Raw genomic sequence first — 18321 nt, forward strand, 5'->3', positions numbered from 1 at the left:
CGGTTAGTTTGCGAGTGGAGGAGGTTGTAAGTTAAAGAGTTGCAGGCTTCGTGCGGCAGCCAAAGCTTACCAGCTGCTCCTTTCCGCAAACCTTACGTCCTACTCGCCAGCCCGATTCACCCACTCCTGACCCTAACTAATTAACTCACAACCTCCTTAACTCATAAACTCCGAATGACTCGTTTTCAGGATAAAGTTGCCATCGTTACCGGCGGGGCCAGCGGGATTGGCCTGGCTATTTCGCAGCGGCTGGCCTCGGAAGGGGCGCGCGTGGTATTAGTCGGGCGCACCGAAAAGCAGCTGACCGAAGGCGCCGAGCTGGTGAAAAAAGCCGGCGCGCCCGAGGTCTGGGCCAGCGTGTGCGACGTATCGGTGGAGGCGCAGGTGGAAGCCACCGTGCAGGGCACGCTGGAGCGTTTCGGCCGCCTCGACGTCATCGTCAACAACGCCGGGCTGATGCTGTTCAAGCCCCTGGAGCAGTACAGCGGCGAAGACTGGCTGCGCGTGCTGAGCGTGGATTTGCTCGGCTCGTTTTACTTCATCAAGCAGGGCTTTCTGCACATGAAGCGCGGCAGCAGCATCGTCAACGTGTCGAGCATTCACGCCGTCGAAACCAGCCCGCTGGTGGCGCCCTACGCGGCGGCCAAGGCGGGCGTAAACTCGCTCACCCGCTCGGCCGCGCTGGAAGGCAAGCCCAAGGGCATCCGCGTCAACGTGGTCATGCCGGGCGCCATCGATACGCCCATGCTCTGGGAAAATCCCAACGTGAAAAGCGGGGTGGAAACCATCGACAAAGCCGACGTGGGCCGCCCCGAGGACGTGGCCGCCACCGTAGCCTACCTCGCCTCCGACGACGCCGCCTTCGTGCAGGGCGCCGAAATCCGCGTGGACGGCGGCCGGCTGGATCGGCTGTAGAGGCCGGACGCGCTACGTTTGGGGTTAGCCGGAAAATTCAGAACGTCATCCTGAGCGCAGCGAAGGACCTTTCTCCCACCCCGCACCGTCGCCACCTACGAAGTGCAGACCCTGGCGCCAGAACAGCAGCACACAAACCAAGAAGCGCAGCCACCGAGCCCTTACGATTGGGCGTTGGCGGCTGCGCTTCTCAGTTAGTGCAGGGTGCGAGGAAGGTCCTTCGGCTACGCCTCAGGATGACGGCCTTTTTCCACTACCTGGCATTCTGATTCCGCTGCTTTCCCCGCTAGTTCAGCACGTAGGTGGCAATGGAGTGGGCGGGGCTGACCGTCGCGGCGGCCTGGCCTTTGATCCAGAGCTGGAAGGGCAGTTCCTTGTCGGTCTGGTTCATCACCACCACGGCTACCGAGCCGTCGGTGTTGCGGAAAGCGGTGGTTTGGAGCACGTCGCGGCTGCTGGCGGTGGCAATGCGCCGGGCGCCGGGGCGCACGAACTTGGAGAAGTGGCCGAGGTAGTAGTAGATGTTGGTGTAGATGAGCTTGCCGGCCTTGGTGTCGGCAATGACCGGGGCGTAGCAGAAGTTGCCGACGTGGTTGGGGCCGCCGGTTTCGTCGAGCAGCACGTTCCAGTCGGTCCAGGCCACGGTGCCGGCGTTGAAGTCGTTGATGAGCGAGTGGCCGTACTTCTCGCCCAGCTGCCAGTCATTGACCTTGCCGAGGTCAAACTTCTCGATGCAGCCTTCGGTGAAGATGAGGTTCTTCGCGGGGTAAGTTTCGTGCACGCGGCGCAGGTTGTCGAACTGCATGCTGGAGCCGGTCCACGTCTCGTACCAGTGGTAGCCCAGGCCCCAGTAGTATTTGCTGGCTTCGGGGTCGTCGAAGAGGGTGCTGGCGCGCTGGAAGGCCAGGTCGCGGTTATGGTCCCAGCCGATGAGCTTTTTGTCGCCGAGGCCGCTTTTCTGCAGCGTGGGCCCCAGAAAGCCCTTCACGAAGTCGCGCTCCTCTTCGGCGGTGAAGATGCACGACTCCCAGCGCTGCTTGGCCATGGGCTCGTTCTGCACCGTCAGGCCCCAGATGGGCAGGCCCATTTTCTCGTAGGTCTGGATGAACTTGACGTAGTAATTCGCCCAGGCTTGGCGGAACTCGGGCCGCAGGTGCCCGCCCTGCAGCATGGAGTTGTTGTCCTTCATCCAGGCGGGCGGGCTCCAGGGGCTCACGTACAAGGGCAAGGTGCCGCCCGCCGCCGCCGTGGCCTGCTTGATGAAGGGAATCTTGTACTTCTCGTCGTGCTGGATGTTGAAGGTTTTCAGCTCCTTGTCCCCGTCCTGCACGTAGGTGTAGGTGTCGCTCGAAAAGTCGCAGCTGTTGATGTTGGTGCGCGCCAGCGTGTAGCCAATGCCCTGCGTGGGGCTGTAATAGGCGCGCAGCAATTCCTGCTGCTGGGCCTTGGGCAGCTTGGCGAAAGTTTCGGCCGAGGCGTCCGTCAGCGCCCCGCCGATGCCCACGATGGTCTGGTAAGCGTGCGTGGGGTCGATGAACACCGTCGGATCGGTTTCCAGCGGCTGGCCCACTTCCCTGAAGCTCAGCTTCTCGGTGGCGGCCAGTCGGCTCGGCGTGCCCTGCACCGTCAGGTACACCTGCGCCTGCTTGCCGGCGGCGGAGTACGAAATCGGCGCTGCGGCCGGCGCGGTCATCGTCGTGGCCGATTTGGTTTTGACTTTGGTTTTGGTCTGGGCCGAGGCGGCCGGGGCGGCCGTCAGGGCCGCGCCGAGCAGCAGGCCGGCGGCCCACGTCGAGGTGGCAGTGTGCATTAGCGTAAGGAATGAAATTGGGTTGGGAATGATGAGCCGCCGCTGCCGCCCGGTGGCTGCTGGTCCGGGAGCCAGACAGCCCCACCCCGCCGGGGCGGCGGAGCGGGGCTGGGCTTCAGGGTCGGAATAAGGAGCAGGTCGGGGACATTAGCGGCTGATGAGGACGCGGCGCTGCAGTTGCCCATCGGGCGTGGCTACGCGCAAGGTATAGACGCCGGCCGGAAACCCGGCCACGTCCAGCGTGAACTGATTGGGGCCGGCGTGGGCCGTGCGCGGCAGCTGCGCCACGCTACGACCGAGCACGTCGACCAGCTGCACCGCCAGTTCCTGGCTGCGGTCGGCGGCGTAGGTGAAGGCCAGCTCCGCGCCCACCACCGTGGGGTACACGGCCAGGCGGGCGTCCACCTCGGGCGAGGCGGTGGCCAGGGCCGTGCGCGTGACAGCGCCCTGGTCCGAGAACCACCAGCGCTGGTTGTTGCCACCGGTGTAGTCCCACTGCTGAATCAGGGCGTTGTCGGCGGTGGAGTTGCCCTGCACGTCCAGCACCTTGCCGCTATACTTGCTCTGCAGGCGGTAGGTGCCGTCGCCGTTGCCGAGCACCTGCCAGTACTGGTCGTCCTGGCTGAGCCAGTCCCACTGCTGCACCAGCGCGCCGTTCGAGGTCGAAGGCCCGGCAATGTCCAGCGACTTGTTGCTGAACAGGTTCACCACGCGCACGTAGCCGCTGCCGGTGTCCACCAGCTTCCACTTCTGGTTGCTGGCCGCCGTCCAGGTTTTCTGCTGGGCCTGCCCGCCGTTCGAGGTTGAGCTGCCGGCTATTTCCAAGGCCTTGCCGCCGTTCTTGGAGCTGATTTCGTAGAGTCGCCCGATGCGCGGCTCGTTGCCGTCCCACTTGTAGGTGGCCGCGGCCCCGGCCGGCAGGGTGTAAATGAACGACTGCCCGTCCCAGATCAGCTTGAAGGTTTTGGCGGCGGTGCTGTTGTTCAGCGCGATGAGCACGCGGGTGCCGTCGGGGTTGCGGAAGGCCACGTTTTCGATGCCGCCGGCCACGGTGTTGGAGCTGAGGCGCACCGCGCCGGCATCCACAAACTTGCTGGCGTGCCCGAGGGCGTAGTATTCCACGTTGCGCGTCACGGCGCCGGTCGCGTTGTTGATGGTCACCACGCCGCGGCAGTTGGTGCAGCCGCCGTTGGTCGGGCCGTTGTTCTGGTCCAGGGCCAGGTTCCATTCCAGCGCCGACTTGGCCCAGTTGCGCGTCGTGCCGATGATGATGTTCGAGAGGTGCCACTTCAAGTCCCCCGCGAAGCTGGAGCCCACCGAGCCACTGATTTCGGTAAACCAGATGTCCTTGTTAGGGTAAGCGTTGTGCGTCGTCGTCTGCCCGCTCACCGCGCCGCCGTAGCCGTGAAAGGCCGAGCCGGCGGCGTACTGCGCGGCCGCGGCGTCGGCGAAGATGGCGTTGGGGTATTCCGGGTGGTCCCAGTTGTGGTCGTAGGCAATGAGCTTGGTGGTGAGCCCCGCCGCCTGGAAGGCCGGCCCGATGTTGTTCTTCAGGAAAGCCGCCTGGTTACCCGCGTCCATGCGCATCGACACGTAGGGCGCGGCGTAGAGCGGCTCGTTCTGCAGGGTCACGGCGTACACCGGCAGCCCTTGCGCCTGCATGGCCTGCACGTACTTCACGAAGTAGTTGGCGTAGGTCTGGTACCAGGCGGTGCTCAGCCAGCTCCCGTTCCACTGGGTGTTCACCTCCTTCATCCAGGTCGGGGCCGTCCAGGGCGTACCCATGATTTTGAGGCTGCCGTTCTTGGCGCGGGCCGCCTGCAGCATGGGCACCACGTCGGTCAGATCCTGGCCGAGGTTGAACGAGGCCAGCATGGGGTCGGTCTGGCCGGTGGGCTTGTCGTCGTAGGTGTAGTTGCCGTAGGCCGAGAAGTCCGAGGCGCCCATGCTGTGGCGCAGAAAGCCGAGCCGGATGCCTGCGCCGGTGAACAGCTCGTTGAGCAGCGCATCACGCTGGGCGGCCGACATTTTCTGGTTCAGCAGGTAAGCCGAGGCGCCCGTCATCGAAGCCCCGAAGCCGTCGATGGTCTGGTAAGTCGTGGCCTCGTCGATGGTGATGGTGGTGGTGGCCGTGCCGGTGCTCGGCACGAAGTTCAGCGCCGTCTGCGGCTGCAGCAGCTTGGTCTGGTCACCGGTGGTCACCCACAGGTTCACCGTCTGGGCCAGCGCTGCGGGGGCGTGCAGGGCCCCGCCGCCGGCGAGCAGACCAATGAGTAAGCGGGAAACGTGTTGCATACGCGTAATGGGTTGGGGTTGTGGAAATGCCCCCGAGCGGGGCGGAAAGGCAGAGCGGAAGCGTGCAACAGGATAGGCGTAGGAGCTTAGAGCAGGCGGAATTCAGGAATAGGCGGAAGCGGTTAAGGGGAAGGTCAAAAAGGTGTGGTTTGGCGGCGGGTCTTTGGTTTCGCAGGCGGGTAGGCTGAGTCTAAAGGGCTATTCAAGTCTTCCTGGGCGTCATGCTGAGCCTGTCGAAGCATCTCTACCGCTTCGTTGAGTAGTTTCTGGCGAAGCGGTAGAGATGCTTCGACTCCGCTCAGCATGACGTGCTGAGTTGGTTTACTTCAACCAGCGACGCGGCCGGCGGACTTACTTTTTGCCCGTCGTCAGGCCGGGCCACTGGTCGGTGCGGAAGGGTGGCGCGGGCAGTCCTTCGCGGTTGTAGAGGTTCAGGAAGGGCATGTTGCCCCAGGCGTAGCGCACGGCCACCGGCTTGGGCACCGCGGGGCTGCGCAGCACGATGCTGCTGCCCTGCACCTCGCCCTGAGCCCACACGAACCTGCGGTCGGCCCCGGCCAGAGCGAAGCCTTTCAGGTAAGGACCGCCGGCGTCTTTCAGTACCAAGTCGTGGCCGGCATTTTTGAAGGTCAGCCGCACGGTGTTGCCGCTGATGGTCATCTTATCGAATACCGGGCCGCTGGCCACGGTGCCGGCCTCGCCGTAGGCCACGCGGCGGGCCTGCAGGGCCAGGCGGCGGCCCACCGTCTGCTTGTCGCGGGGGTGAATGTCGGTGGAGTCGCCCACGTCGATGGCGGTGGCCATGCCGGTGGCGGGCAGCGCCAGGACCAGCTGCTGGGCCTCGCGCAGCTCCGAGAAGGTCGACTCGGCGGGCAGATTGCCGTTGGGCTGGTAGCCGGCAATCTGCACGAAGAGGAAGGGCAGCTCGGGCCGCTGCCACTGGGCGCGCCAGTCCCGGATCAGCGCCGGAAACAGCGTGCGGTACTGCGCGGCGCGGGGCGCGTTCGTTTCGCCCTGGTACCAGATGACGCCCTTCAGCGCGTAGGGTACCAGCGGGTTGATCAGACCGTTGAAGAGCACCGTCGGGGTCATCTGCGGACCGCCGGGGAAGGGCGCCCGGGGCTGGGTGGCCGGTTCGTAGGCCACGTGGTACTGCCAGGGGCCGTCGAGCGGGAGGCGGCGGGTGGGCAGGGCCAGGTACATGTCGGCGCCGGCGCCCCAGATGCCCCCGCCCCCGCCGTCGTCCACCACGCGCACCGTCACCACGTTGCGGCCGGGGCGCAGCAGGCCGGCGGGCACTGGGTAGCGGCGCTGGGGATAGTAGCCGCGGGTGCCGCCCACCGCCACGCCGTTCACCCAAGTGGAGTCCCGGTCGTCGATGCGGGCCAGGCCCACGGTGGCGGGCTGGGCGGCGTCGGCGGCCGTGAGGGTAAACGCGCGCCGCAGCCACACGATGCCGTCGAAGTCGCGCAGGGCCTCGGTCTGGCTTTCCCAATAGCCGGGCAGCGTCATCGTGGGCCAGGTTTGCGCGTCGAAGGCGGGGTCGGCCCAGCGGGCCTGGCCGCCCTGCAAGCCCTGGTCCTGGCCGGCGGGGCTGGCCTGCCAGGCCTTGGTCCGGGCGTCGAAATCGGCCTGCAGGCTGGGGATGCTGCCTTTCAGGGCCTGCACCGCCCCTACCCGCTCGGCAAAATCGGGCAGGCGGCGCAGACTTTCGGCGCTGGTCCAGGCCTCGGCCGGGGTGCCGCCCCATTCGGCCGTAATCAGGCCGATGGGCACCTGGTACTGCTGCTGCAGCTCGCGGGCGAAGAAGTAGGCCACGGCCGAGAAACTGCCCACCGTTTCGGGCGTGCACGGCTGCCAGCCCGCCCCACCGAAGTCGGGTTGCGGGGTCAGCGCGGCCTCGTTGGGCACGTCGATGCGGCGGATGCGCGGGAAGTTGGCGGCGGCTATTTCGGCCGGGGCGTTCAGCGCGTCGCGCACCGGCCACTCCATGTTCGATTGGCCCGAGGCCAGCCACACGTCGCCCACCAGCACGTCGCGCACGGTGAGCTGGTTCTGACCCTGCACCGTCAGCTCGTAGGGGCCGCCGGCGGGCGTGGCGGGCAGCGTCACCGTCCAGCGGCCGTTCGGACCGCCGGTTTTGGCGGCGTAGGTCTGCCCGCGCCAGGTCACCGTCACGGCTTCGCCCGCATCGGCCCAGCCCCAGAGGGGCAGCGGCTGCCCGCGCTGCAGCACCATATGGTCGCCCACGAGGCGGGGCAGCCGCACGGCGGCGGAAGCGGGCAGACTGGCCACCAGGGCCAGCGCGGCAATGGCGGGAAGAAGCGGCGTTTTCACGGGCAGAAAGTTGATCGGAGCAGACATGCCCCGGGCGGGCCGGCGCCCAAAAAGGCCGCGGCAAAGCAGAACCAGCAGGATTGGGGTTGGCCCGCTTCCGGAAAAGCAGGGCGTTTTTTTAGCGGAAGCCGTCAGCCGTAATCAGCCAATAAATGGGCCGCTGATATCCAACGGCAAGGCAAGCAACCGGCCGCCGGATGGCTGGCTGCCGCCTCAGCCTACCACACGTAGGTACCCACCGAGCCGCCGTTGAGCGCGCTGACAATCTGCTTGCCGCGGTAGTCGATGTTGAAGGTGCGCGGGGCCGAGCTGGTGTTCAGCACGATGAGCACTTTCTTGCCGGCGGGCGTTTTGTAGGCCACGTTGGCCAGGTCGCTGGGCGTGTTGGAGCCGATGCGCACCGAGCCGGGGCGCACAAACTTGCTGGCGTGGGCAATGATGTAGTAGGCCTGGTTGCGCGTCACGTTGTCGCTCGTCACCGTCACGGCCGGCAGGCAGGTGCTGCAGCCGCCGGTGGTGCGCGGGCCGTTGCCGGCGTTGGCGGCCAGGTTCCACTCCAGCACGTTGCGGCTCCAGTTGCGCGGCGCCCCGATCAGCAGGTTGTTGACGTGCCAGTTGAGGTCGGCGGCGAAGCTACCGGTGGAGTTGACGTACTGCTCGGTGAAGTACACGTTCTTCTGCGGGAAGGAGTTGTGAATCGCCGAGAGGTTGGTAATGTTGCTGTTCTCGTAGAGGTGAAACGCCGAGCCGTCGAGGTAGGCGCGGGCGCCCGCGTCGCCGAGCACGGCGTTGACGTAAGTCAGGCCCGCCGCGTCGGCGTTGTGGTCGTAGGCAATGATTTTGGTGGTGAGGTTATTGGCTTGAAACGCCGGCCCGAGGTAATCCCGCACGAACTCGGCCTGCTGGGCGGCCGTCATGGTCATGCTCGGCTCGTTGTACTGGTTCAGCGGCTCGTTTTGCACCGTCACCGCGTCGAGGCGCACGCCTTCGGCCTGCATCTGCTGCACGTACTTCACGAAGTAACGGGCGTAGGCGGCGTAGTACTGCGACTTCAGCGAGCCGCCGATGGGGCTGCCGTTGGTTTTCATCCACGACGGCGCCGTCCAGGGCGTGCCGAGCAGCTTGATGTTGGGGTTGATGGCCAGGATTTCGCGCAGCACCGGCAGCAGGTCGGCGCGCTCGGGCTGCAGGCTGAACTGCGCCATCGGCTCGTCGGTCTGGCCGGCGGGCAGGTCGTTGTAGGTGAATACCCGGTCGCTCAGGTCGGAGGCGCCGATGCTCAGGCGCAGGTAGCTCACGCCCAGCCAGGTGCTGTCGGCGGCAAACAGCTCGCGCAGCAGGCCGGCGCGGGCCGTGCTGCTCATGCGGTTGATGACGTAGGCGCTGCCGCCCGTCAGCGTGAAGCCAAAGCCGTCGATGCCCTGGTACTGCTGGGTGGTGTCGACGACGATGGTCGGATTCTGATTAGTGAGCGGGGCGAAATTCAGCCGCGTCGCCTGCTTGCGGAACAGCGCCGACCGGTCGCCGTTGGTCAGCCAGAACGCCACCTGCGAGGGGCCGCTGGGCTGCACTACGGGCGGATCGGTGCCCGGGTCGTTGGGCTGGGGGTCCTTTTCCTGGCAGGCCACGGCGGCCAGCAGCAGGCCCGACAGGGCCAGACGCGCCAGACGCTTCGGGTTCAGGGCAAACATGCGGGCATTCATCATCTCAGGAACGGAAAAAGCGGAAAACAGCGGGCTAAGAACGACCGGGCAACACGGGCGGCCGCCCGGTCGTTCGGCCCTACCGCGGTGGCATTACTGCACGGCCACGCGGCGGCTGGTGAGCTGCGTTCCCACGCGCAGTTTCACCAGGTAGTTGCCGGCCGCCAGCTGGCGCAGCGGGGCCAGCGAAGTGGCGTGCTGGCCGGGCTGCTGCTCGGCGTCGAGCAGGCGCAGCACCTGCTGGCCCAGCGAGTTGTAGACCTCCACGCTCACCGGCTGGGGGCTGCCGGCCACGGCGTAGCGCAGCTGGCTGGCGGCCGTCACGGGGTTGGGGTAAGCTTCCAGATTCAGCGCGGCGGCGGTGGCGGCGCGGCTGGCCAGCGGCCCGTTGCCCACCTGGTAGGCGAAGCTCTGGCGGCCGGCAATCAGCGAGAAGTTCGGATCGAGGCCCAGGTCGGTGATTTGGCCGGCCACCTGCGGCAGCACGTCGGAGTAGAAGTCGCCGTTGTCGCCCACGTAACCGGCCATCATGTTCATCACGTCGTTGGCCGATGCGCCGCCCAGGGCCGTCAGCGGAAGTTCAAATTCCCAGCCGGTGGTGGTGTTGGCGGCCACGCTGGTGGTGGTGCGGTAGGCAAACTTGGCCCCCACAATGTTGGTGGTTGCGTCCGTCACGCTCAGCACGGCACCGGTTTTGTCGGTCGGGCCGAGGTATTTGTCGGGATACTTGCCGGCGGTGTTGGGCGCCACGGTGTAGTCCAGCTTGCTCAGGTACACGTTGAAGGTGCCGGTGTTGGAGAGCGGCGACACGGTGATGCGGAAGCCGTAGTCGGCCTGAAAATCCAGCGTGGGGCGGTGGCGCAGCTGCGAGGACGTGTCGTCGCCGCCGGGCAGGCGGGTGCCGGCCGCAATGCCCGTCTTGTTGGGCATGTCCAGGTAGAAGACCAGGGCGTTGTAGTCGGTTTTCTCGGGCGAGGCCACCAGCATCACGTTCAGAGTGGTGGCGGTGGTGCCCACGTACAGCTGCTTCAGGCCGCGGTCGGCCACGGAGTGCGTGTTGGTGTAGGTGCCCACCAGCTGGTACTTGCCCGCGCCGGTCCCGATTTCGGCCGGGGCCAGCACGCCGTTGACGGTGAACTGGGCCTGGGCGCTGAAGGCGCCGAGGGAGAAAACGGCCGCAGCCGCGAGGGTAGAAAATTTGTTCATGGGAATGAGTTGGTGTGTAGGGTTGAGTCAGGGGTTGAAAGCAGTTACCAGACGTAGGTGCCCACCGCCCCGGCCGGCAGTTGGGTGGCCGCGTCGCGCCCGCCGAGGCGGATGCGGAAGGCTTGCGCGGCGGCCGCGTCGTTGAGCACGATGAGCACGTGCTGGCCCGCGGGCGTGCGGAAGGCCACGTTGGGCAGCTTGTCGGGCGTGGTGGAGCCGATGCGCACCGAGCCGGGCCGGGCCCACTTGCTGGCGTGGCCGATGATGTAGTAGGCCGGGTTGCGCGTCACCGCGTTGCCGTCGAGCGTGAGGGCGCCGAGGCACTCGGTGCAGCCGCCGGGCGTGTGCGGGTTCTGCTGCGGGTCGGCCGCCAGGTTCCACTCCAGCACGGTGCGGGCCCAGTTGCGCGTGGCCCCGATGATGAGCGTGCGTACGTGCCAGGCCAGGTCGCCCGGGAACTTGCCCGGCGCCCCGATCCACTGCTCGGTGAAATACACGTTCTTCTGCGGGAAGGCGTCGTGCACCTGGCTCAGGGCCTCGATCTGCCCGGCGTACATGTGGAAGGCCGAGCCGTCGACGTACTGGGCCGCCTCGGGGTCTTTCAGAATCGTGAGCGGGTACTCGGGCTTGTCGCAGTTGTGGTCGTACACGATGATTTTCGTGTCTAGCCGGGCGGCTTTGAAGGCCGGGCCGAGGGCTTGTTTGATGAACTCGGCCTGCTGCTCGGCCGGCATGAGCAGGCTGGGGTTGTTGCCCGGGTGTAGCGGCTCGTTCTGCACGGTAATGGCGTCGATGCGCACCCCTTCGGCGGCCATGTCCTGCACGTACTTCACGAAGTAGCGGGCGTAGGCGTCGTAGAACTCCGGCTTCAGCGAACCGCCTTTGGACTCGCCGTTGGTCTTCATCCACGTCGGCGGCGACCAGGGCGAGCCCAGCAGCTTGATTCGGGGGTTGATGGCCAGGATTTCCTTGAGCACCGGTAGCAGATGCTGTTTGTCCGGCGCGAGGCTGAACTGCTTCAGCTCCGGGTCGGTCTGGCCGGCGGGCAGGTCGTCGTAGCTGAACACCTGCGCGTCGAGGTCGGAGGCGCCGATGCTCAGGCGCAGGTAGCTCACGCCGATGTTGGCGGCGTCGGTGGCGAACAGCTCGCGCAGCAGCTTGGCCCGCTCGGCCGCGCCCATGCGGTGCAGCAGCTCGGCCGAGCCGCCCGTCAGGCAGTAGCCGAAGCCGTCGATGCTCTGGTACTGCTGCGCGTCGTTCAGCTCGATAACCGGGCCGGCCACGGTTTTCGCGGCGGCGGGCTTAAAGGCCAGCTTGCCGGGCTGCTGGCGCAGCAGCTGGGCTTTGTCGGGCGTGGTCAGCCAGAGCGTGGCGGCGTTGCCGTCTTTGGTGGCCTGGGTCGTTTTGGCCGCGCCCGTTTTGGCCGGCTTCTGGGCGTGGCTGTGCAGGGGCGCTACGGCCAGGGCCGCGCCCAGCAGCCAGCCGGCAGAAGCAGTAAAGCGGACGGAGAAAAGCGTAGACACGTTGAAGTCGGGGTAAGCGGAAAAATCTTAGGCCGTGCGGCGCACGTGGCCCTGCAGGCCGTACCACATGATGTAGAGGTAGCAGACCACCGGCAGCAGCAGCGCCAAACGCAGCGAGGCGGCATCGGCCACTAGCCCGAAGAGCATGGGCACCACGGCCCCGCCCACGATGGCCACGTTCAGCAGGCCCGAGGCGGCGCTGGTGTGGCGGCCGAGCCCGGCCACGGCCAGGGTGAAGATGGTGGCGAACATGATGCTGTTCATCAGCCCCACGGCCAGCAGCGCCCACATGGCCAGTTCGCCGCGCGTGAGCATCGATACCACAAGTAGCAGCACGGCGCCCACCGCGTTCAGGGCCAGCATCCGGCCGGGGTTGAATTTGTTGAGCACGTAAGCCCCGATGAAGCGGCCCACCATGGCCCCGCCCCAGTAGTAGGCAATCTGCTCCCCGGCGGCTTTGGGCGAGAGGTTCATCACGTCCGAGAGGCCCAGGTACGACACGATGTGCGAGCCGATGGCCACTTCCCCGCCCACGTAGGCGAAGATGCCCACCATGCCGAGCACCAAATGGCGGTAGTGCCAGGCGCGGCGGCCGGCGTGGTCTTCGGCGCCTTCTTCGTGCTGAATGACGGGCAGCTTCATCAGCCCCAGCAGCACGCTGATGACGATGAGCACCGCCCCGATGCACAGGTAGGGCACCTGCACGGCGCGCACGTCGATGGCCTCGGCGGCGCGGGCCGCGTCGAGGTCGGGCAGGCGCGAGAGGATGAGGGCCGAGCCCAGCAGCGGGGCCACGGTGGTGCCCAGCGAGTTGAAGGCCTGGGTGAGCGTGAGGCGGGCCGGGGCCGAGCGGGCCGGCCCGAGCACGGCCACGTAGGGGTTGCCGGCCACCTGCAGCAGCACCACGCCCGTAGCCAGCACGAACAGGGCGCCGAGGAACAAGGGGTACGAATGGCTGTCGGCGGCGGGGTAAAACAGGAAGCAGCCCAGCGCCGCCACCACGAAGCCCAGCAGCATGCCGCCCTTGTAGCCGAGGCGCTGCACCACCCGGCCCGCCGGAATGCCCATCACGAAGTAGGCCCCGAAAAAGCAGAGGTTGATGAGGTTGGCCTGGGTGTAGCTCAGCTGAAAGATGGCTTTCAGGTAGGGAATCAGGATGTCGTTCAGACAGGTGATGAAGCCCATCATGAAGAAGAGCACCGTCAGCGAGGCCAGGGCCGAAGAGTAGCGCGGCGCGGTGCCGGTGGCCGGAGCGGCCGCGGTGTCGGCCGGCGCCAGCGTGATAATGCCAGGAGCCATAGAAAGTCGAAAGAGGAAAAAGCAGCAGGAAGTCAGGAAGGGAAACCCGCCGGCGGTGGCGCCCTGCCACTCACCTCACGGCGCCAGGCCGGCGGGTCGGACCCTACGGTTCCCCTTCTGCACAAAAAGATGCCGTCCCAGGGCAGGGTTATTCTCATTCCCCTGTTCCCCGCTGCCCCGGAACGGCTGTTTGATTGGTAGTCAGTAGCGGGCTGGCAGTAGTCAGACGCACTATTTCCCGTCCGGCTACTGCCCGGTCCGGACCACGCTAGTACCCCGGATTCTGCTGAATCTGGGTGTTGGTGTTCAGCTCGGCCAGCGGAATCGGGAACAGCAGGTAGTTCGGGTCGCGCGTGCCGTTGTGAAACTGGGCAATAACGTCGAGGGCCGTCACGGCGTGGTCGGCGCTGGCGTCGGCGGTTTCGTGGCGGGCGTAGCGGATCAGGTCGAACCACCGCTCGCCCTCGAAGGCCAGCTCCAGGCGGCGCTGCTTCTCGATTTCGCGGCGCAGGCTCTGCTTGTTGGCCGCTTCGGGGTCGGTGAGCTGCAGGCCGGGCAGGCCGGCGCGCTGCCGCACCATGTTCAGGTGTTCCAGCGCATCCTGCGACGGGCCGGCTTCCTCGTTGGCGGCTTCGGCGTAGGCCAGGTACACTTCGGCCAGACGCAGCACGTAGTAGTTGTCCGAGGAGTTGAAGCCGTTGCCGTTGCTGCGCCACTTGTACACGAAGGGGCCGTTGTCGTTGCCGCTGCCGGGGCCGCGGTCCACGTAGCTGGCGTGGCTGCGGCCGGCATTCACCACGCCTTGGTCGCTCCAGCGCAGGTCGTTGGCCTGGTCGGGCACGCTCAGCAGCTCGGCCGTCGGAATGTTGAACTTCTGGAAGGAGTAGGTGGCCGGCGGGTTCGGCAGGATGATGTCGGGCAGGGTGTTGCTGGTGCCGGCGTCGGCGCTGCCCGAAAACTGAATCTCGAAGATGGATTCGGTTTTGTTGTCGGCCGGGAAGAGGGCGTTGAAGCTCGGCAGCAGGGAGTAAGAGCCGCTCGTCAGCACTTTGGCAGCGGCCTGGCGGGCCGGTGCCCACTGCCGCCGGGTGAGGTACACGCGGGCCAGCAGGGCATTCACGGCGCCCCGGGTGGCACGGGCCGGGTTGCTGGTGGGCACCAGGCTTTCGGCCGTGGTCAGGTCGCCGATGAGCAGCGCGTACACCTCCTCGGCCGTGGCGCGGGGCAGGTTCAGCTCGGCGGCGGCGTCGGTTTCGGTGGGCAGCAGGCGCAGCGGCACGCCGCCGTATAGGCGCACCAGATTGAAGTAGCACAGGGCCCGCACAAACCGGGCCTCGCCCAGGATTTCGTTGCGGCGGCCGGGGTTCATCTCGATGCCCGGCACGTACTTCAGCACGGCGTTGGCCCGGTTGATGGCCGCGTACGGGTCGCGGTAGGCGTCGTACACCTGCCCGGTGGAGGCGTTCCAGTTGATGGTTTCCAGGGTGCGCACGTCGCCGTTCTGGCTGGTGCAGTCGTCGGAGGGCATGTTGCCGATCAGGTTCTGCACTTCGGCGTAGCAGCCCTTGCGCTGCAGCCCGTCGTAGCAGGCCGTGATGGCGGCCTCCGCGTCTTGGGCGGTGCGGAAAAAGTTCGAGGGGGCAATGGCCGTCAGCGGCTCTTTGTCCAGCACGTTGCAGCCGCTGAGCAGGGCAACGGCCAACACCACGGGAATCAGTACTTTTTTCATGGGAATGGGGCGGGGCTAGCGGCTTAGAAAGTGACGTTCAGGCCGGCGATGTAGGTGCGCGCCTGCGGGTACACGCCGAAGTCGCGGCCCTGGCCGGTGGTCGAGAACGGGGCGGAGCTTACCTCGGGGTCGTAGCCGGAGTAATCCGTCCAGGTAATCAGGTTCTGGGCCGTCACGTAGAGGCGCAGGCTGCCGATGGCGGCGCGGCGGGTGAGGGCCGAGGGCACGGTGTAGCCCAGGGTCAGGTTCTTGAGGCGCACGTAGGAGCCGTCTTCGATGAAGCGGTCGGAGTAGCGGGCGTTGCCGTTCGGGTCGCCCAGGATGGCGCGCGGCACGCGCGTGTTGGTGTGCGTGGGCGTCCAGCGGTCCAGCACGCGGGTGGTCTGGTTCAGCGGCGACGACATGGCCTCCAGCGTTTCGCGGTTCTGGTTGTAGATGTCGTTGCCGAAGCTACCCTGGAAGAACACACTCAGCTCCAACCCTTTGTAGGTAAAGGTATTGGTCACACCGGCCACCGCTTTGGGGTTGGGGTTGCCAATCACCGTGCGGTCCTTATCGTTCACGAATCCGTCGCCGTTCAGGTCGCGGAACTTGATGTCGCCGGGGGCCGTGCTCGACGACTGGTAGTTGCCGGTCGGCGACTTCGCGTTCAGCGCGTTCAGCTCGTCCTGGGTCTGGATGATGCCCTCCACCTGGTAGCCGTAGAACACGCCCAGGGGCTGGCCCACCAGCACGAAGCCGTTGCCGCCCGGCAGGCGCCGGTCTTCCAGCCGTCCTTCGTTGTTGAGCACCTGGCCCAGATCGAGCACCTTGTTGCGGTTCACGGTCACGTTCAGGTTGGTGGTCCAGCCGAAGCCGTTGTCGGGGGCCTGCACGTTGGTCGTGTTCAGGCCCAGCTCCACGCCCTGGTTGCGGATGCTGCCCAGGTTCTGCAGCACCTGCAGCGACGCGGCCCCGGTGCTCAGCGGAATGTCCACCAGCGTGAGCAGGTCCTTGGTGTCTTTGCGGTACACGTCCAGGGTCAGCGTGAGGCGGTCGGCCAGCAGGCCCAGGTCCACGCCCGCGTTGTACTGGTAAGTGGTTTCCCACTTGATGTTCTCGTTGCCGATGTCGGTCTGGGCAATGCCGGGCAGCACCAGGTCGGCCAGGCCGGGGTAGTTGCTGCCCACCCCGAAGCGCGGGAACCGCTGGTAGGTGTAGAATTCCTGGTTGCCGTTGGCGCCGAAGCTGGCGCGCAGCTTCAGGTCCGACACCGCCTTGGTCTGCGGGAAGAAGCCCTCCTTCGAGATGCGCCAGCCCAGGCCCAGGGCCGGGAAGTAGCCAAACTTATTGCCCTTCGCGAAGCGGCTGGAGCCGTCGGCGCGCAGACTGAGGGTGGCCAGGTAGCGCTGGTCGTAGTTGTAGATGGCGCGGGCGAAGTAGCTCACCAGGCCCCACTGGTCCTGGTAGCTGCTGGGCGTGGTGAACTTGGCCGGGTTGGCCACGTAGGGCACGGCGCTGCTGGCAAAGCCGGTGCCGCCGGCGCTGGAGGTGAAGCGGTCCGAAGCCTGCATCGACTCGCCGGCCAGCAGCGTCAGGTCGTGGCTGCCGCCCAACTCGGGCTTGTAGGTCAGGGTGTTTTCCTGCAGCCAGATCAGCTGCTGGTTGGTAGCCGTGTTGGCCACGCCGCGCACGTCCGGGGCCGCGTTGGCCGTGCCGGGGTAGTTCAGGGTCTGGAAGTAGTTTTCCGTCTGGGTGCGGAAATCAATGCCCGCCGTGGAGCGCAGCGTCAGGTTCTTCAGCAGGTCCAGCTCCCCGTACACGTTGCCGATGACCTGGTAAATCAGGGCCTTGTTGCTGGTTTCCCGGATGTTGCCCACCGGGTTGTTGAAGGTGATGTCGAAGGGGTTGACCGCGTACTGCCCGTTGGCGTAGCGCACCGGAATGGTGGGCACCTGCGCCAGGGCCCCGAGCACGGTGCCCGAGTTGCCGGCGCCGTTTTCGCTGCGGGTGCTGTTGTTGTTCAGCGTGCGGCTGAAGTTCAAGCTGGTGCCCGCCCGAAACCGGTTGCTGAGCTGCTGGTCGAGGTTGAGCTTGAAGGTGTAGCGGTTGAAGCCCGAGTTCAGGCTGATGCCGTCCTGCTTGAAGTAGCCGCCGGCCAGGTAGTAGCGGGTTTTGTCGGTGCCACCGCCCACGCTCAGCTGGTAGTTCTGCATGTTGGCCGGGCTGTAGATTTCGTCCTGCCAGTCGGTGGTGGTGCGCACCGTATCGAGCGAATAGGCCGGGCCGAAGCCGGCGTTCTGCCGAATGTCGTTGTAGAGGGCGGCAAACTGCGGGCCGTTGAGCACGTCCAGCTTTTTGCGCAGCGTCTGCCGGCCGAAATACATGTTCAGACCCACCTGCGCCTTGCCCACCTTGCCGCGCTTGGTGGTGATGACCACTACCCCGTTGGCCGCGCGCAGGCCGTAAATGGCCGCCGCCGCGCCGTCCTTCAGAATGTCGATGCTCTCGATGTCGTTCGGGTTGAGCGCGTTCAGCGGGTTGGGGCGCTGGCTGCCCACGGCCAGCTCCTGCTCGTAGGTGGGCAGCACCGGCACGCCGTCGATGACGTACAGCGGCGAGGGATTCAGGCCGGTGGTGGCCGTGCCGCGGATGCGTACGTTGATGCCCGCGCCGGGCGCGCCGGAGGGCGCCGTCACCTGCACGCCGGCCGCCTGGCCCTGCAGGGCTTGGTCGAAGCCGGCAACCGGCTGCCGCGTCAGGGCTTCCCCGTTGACGGAGGCCACGGAGGTGGTCAGCGCCGCGCGCGACTGGGTGCCGTAGCCCACCACCACCACTTCGCTCAACGCCTGCAGGTCTTCCTGCAGGGTGATGCTCAGGCCCGAAGCCGCGCCGCTCACCGGCACCTCCTGGCGCACGTAGCCCACGGCCGTAAAGACCAGGGTGCTGTTTTCGGGCACGTTCAGCGCGAACTGCCCGTCGGCGTTGGTGGCCGTGCCGATGGCGGTGCCTTTTACCAGCACCGTCACGCCCGGCAGGGGCTCCCCGCCCGCGCCCGTCACGCGGCCCGATACGGCCACGTCGGCGGTAGCGGCGCCGCTGGTGGTAGCCGCAGCGGCCGGCGCGGCGCCGGTCGTCTGCTCGCTCACCACCACGAAGTAGTCGTCGCGCAGCTTCTTGAAGCGCAGCTCGGCCTGCGGGAGTACCGCGCTGAGCTTGTCTTCGAGCGAGCCGGTGGCCTGGGGCAGCACGCGCTTGTTGCCCACCACGTTGCTTTCGTAGAAGATGGTGACGCGGTACTCGGTTTCCCACTGCCGCAGCAGCGACTTCAGGGCCACGCTTTCGGCCACGGCCGGCACCACCGAGGGGTGCTGGCCGCCGGCGTGGTTGACGGCCAGCAGCTGCGCGGAGGCGGCCAGGGGCAGCGCCTGCAGCAGGATGCCCGCCGTGAGGGTGGTCGGGCGCGTCAGCAGCCGGCCCAGGGGCGTAGAGGACTCGTTCATATCAGAAAAAGTGTGGGAATGT

The 18321-nt window shown here is 66.5% G+C and carries 10 protein-coding genes; 1 reads left to right on the plus strand and 9 read right to left on the minus strand.

What is annotated here, in order from left to right:
* Positions 1 to 174: 174 nt before the first annotated feature.
* Entirely contained in the window at positions 175 to 915 is a 741-nt protein-coding gene (locus FDY95_RS03970) for an SDR family NAD(P)-dependent oxidoreductase (protein ID WP_138075403.1), read from the plus strand.
* A 286-nt stretch (positions 916 to 1201) separates the two neighbouring features.
* Here the strand turns inward: FDY95_RS03970 and FDY95_RS03975 are convergent, their stop codons facing one another.
* From FDY95_RS03975 to FDY95_RS04015, 9 genes are all read right to left on the minus strand, one after another.
* Positions 1202 to 2725 (minus strand): glycoside hydrolase family 30 protein, encoded by a 1524-nt coding sequence (locus FDY95_RS03975; RefSeq protein ID WP_212744851.1) that lies wholly within the window; start codon positions 2723 to 2725, stop codon positions 1202 to 1204.
* A 147-nt stretch (positions 2726 to 2872) separates the two neighbouring features.
* Positions 2873 to 5020: an RICIN domain-containing protein gene (locus FDY95_RS03980; protein WP_138075404.1), complete on the minus strand. Its 2148-nt coding sequence runs from the start codon at positions 5018 to 5020 to the stop codon at positions 2873 to 2875.
* Between the two features lie 351 nt (positions 5021 to 5371).
* Positions 5372 to 7357 carry a sialate O-acetylesterase gene (locus FDY95_RS03985; RefSeq protein WP_246073915.1) on the minus strand — a complete coding sequence of 662 codons (1986 nt, stop codon included), beginning with the start codon at positions 7355 to 7357 and terminating at the stop codon, positions 5372 to 5374.
* Between the two features lie 218 nt (positions 7358 to 7575).
* On the minus strand, positions 7576 to 9063 hold the full coding sequence (locus FDY95_RS03990) for a glycoside hydrolase family 30 protein (RefSeq protein WP_246073916.1): 1488 nt from the start codon (positions 9061 to 9063) through the stop codon (positions 7576 to 7578).
* Positions 9064 to 9153: 90 nt separating this feature from the next.
* Entirely contained in the window at positions 9154 to 10266 is a 1113-nt protein-coding gene (locus FDY95_RS03995; RefSeq protein ID WP_138075406.1) for a T9SS type A sorting domain-containing protein, read from the minus strand.
* 44 nt (positions 10267 to 10310) lie between these two features.
* Entirely contained in the window at positions 10311 to 11789 is a 1479-nt protein-coding gene (locus tag FDY95_RS04000) for a glycoside hydrolase family 30 protein (protein ID WP_246073917.1), read from the minus strand.
* Between the two features lie 27 nt (positions 11790 to 11816).
* On the minus strand, positions 11817 to 13088 hold the full coding sequence (locus FDY95_RS04005) for a sugar MFS transporter (RefSeq protein WP_138075407.1): 1272 nt from the start codon (positions 13086 to 13088) through the stop codon (positions 11817 to 11819).
* Positions 13089 to 13356: 268 nt separating this feature from the next.
* Positions 13357 to 14817 carry a RagB/SusD family nutrient uptake outer membrane protein gene (locus FDY95_RS04010; protein WP_138075408.1) on the minus strand — a complete coding sequence of 487 codons (1461 nt, stop codon included), beginning with the start codon at positions 14815 to 14817 and terminating at the stop codon, positions 13357 to 13359.
* A 23-nt stretch (positions 14818 to 14840) separates the two neighbouring features.
* Positions 14841 to 18299, minus strand: a complete 3459-nt coding sequence (locus FDY95_RS04015) for a SusC/RagA family TonB-linked outer membrane protein (protein ID WP_138075409.1) — start codon at positions 18297 to 18299, stop codon at positions 14841 to 14843.
* Between the last annotated feature and the right edge of the window lie 22 nt (positions 18300 to 18321).

The organism is Hymenobacter jeollabukensis, from assembly GCF_005771675.1.
In the GTDB taxonomy this organism is placed as follows: Bacteria; Bacteroidota; Bacteroidia; order Cytophagales; family Hymenobacteraceae; genus Solirubrum; species Solirubrum jeollabukense.

Bases quoted from the DNA above. Each gene is read 5' to 3' on its own strand.
- FDY95_RS03970 (WP_138075403.1), top strand. From the start codon at position 175: ATGACTCGTTTTCAGGATAAAGTTGCCATCGTTACCGGCGGGGCCAGC.
- FDY95_RS03975 (WP_212744851.1), bottom strand. From the start codon at position 2,725: ATGCACACTGCCACCTCGACGTGGGCCGCCGGCCTGCTGCTCGGCGCG.
- FDY95_RS03980 (WP_138075404.1), bottom strand. From the start codon at position 5,020: ATGCAACACGTTTCCCGCTTACTCATTGGTCTGCTCGCCGGCGGCGGG.
- FDY95_RS03990 (WP_246073916.1), bottom strand. From the start codon at position 9,063: ATGATGAATGCCCGCATGTTTGCCCTGAACCCGAAGCGTCTGGCGCGT.
- FDY95_RS03995 (WP_138075406.1), bottom strand. From the start codon at position 10,266: ATGAACAAATTTTCTACCCTCGCGGCTGCGGCCGTTTTCTCCCTCGGC.
- FDY95_RS04005 (WP_138075407.1), bottom strand. From the start codon at position 13,088: ATGGCTCCTGGCATTATCACGCTGGCGCCGGCCGACACCGCGGCCGCT.
- FDY95_RS04010 (WP_138075408.1), bottom strand. From the start codon at position 14,817: ATGAAAAAAGTACTGATTCCCGTGGTGTTGGCCGTTGCCCTGCTCAGC.
- FDY95_RS04015 (WP_138075409.1), bottom strand. From the start codon at position 18,299: ATGAACGAGTCCTCTACGCCCCTGGGCCGGCTGCTGACGCGCCCGACC.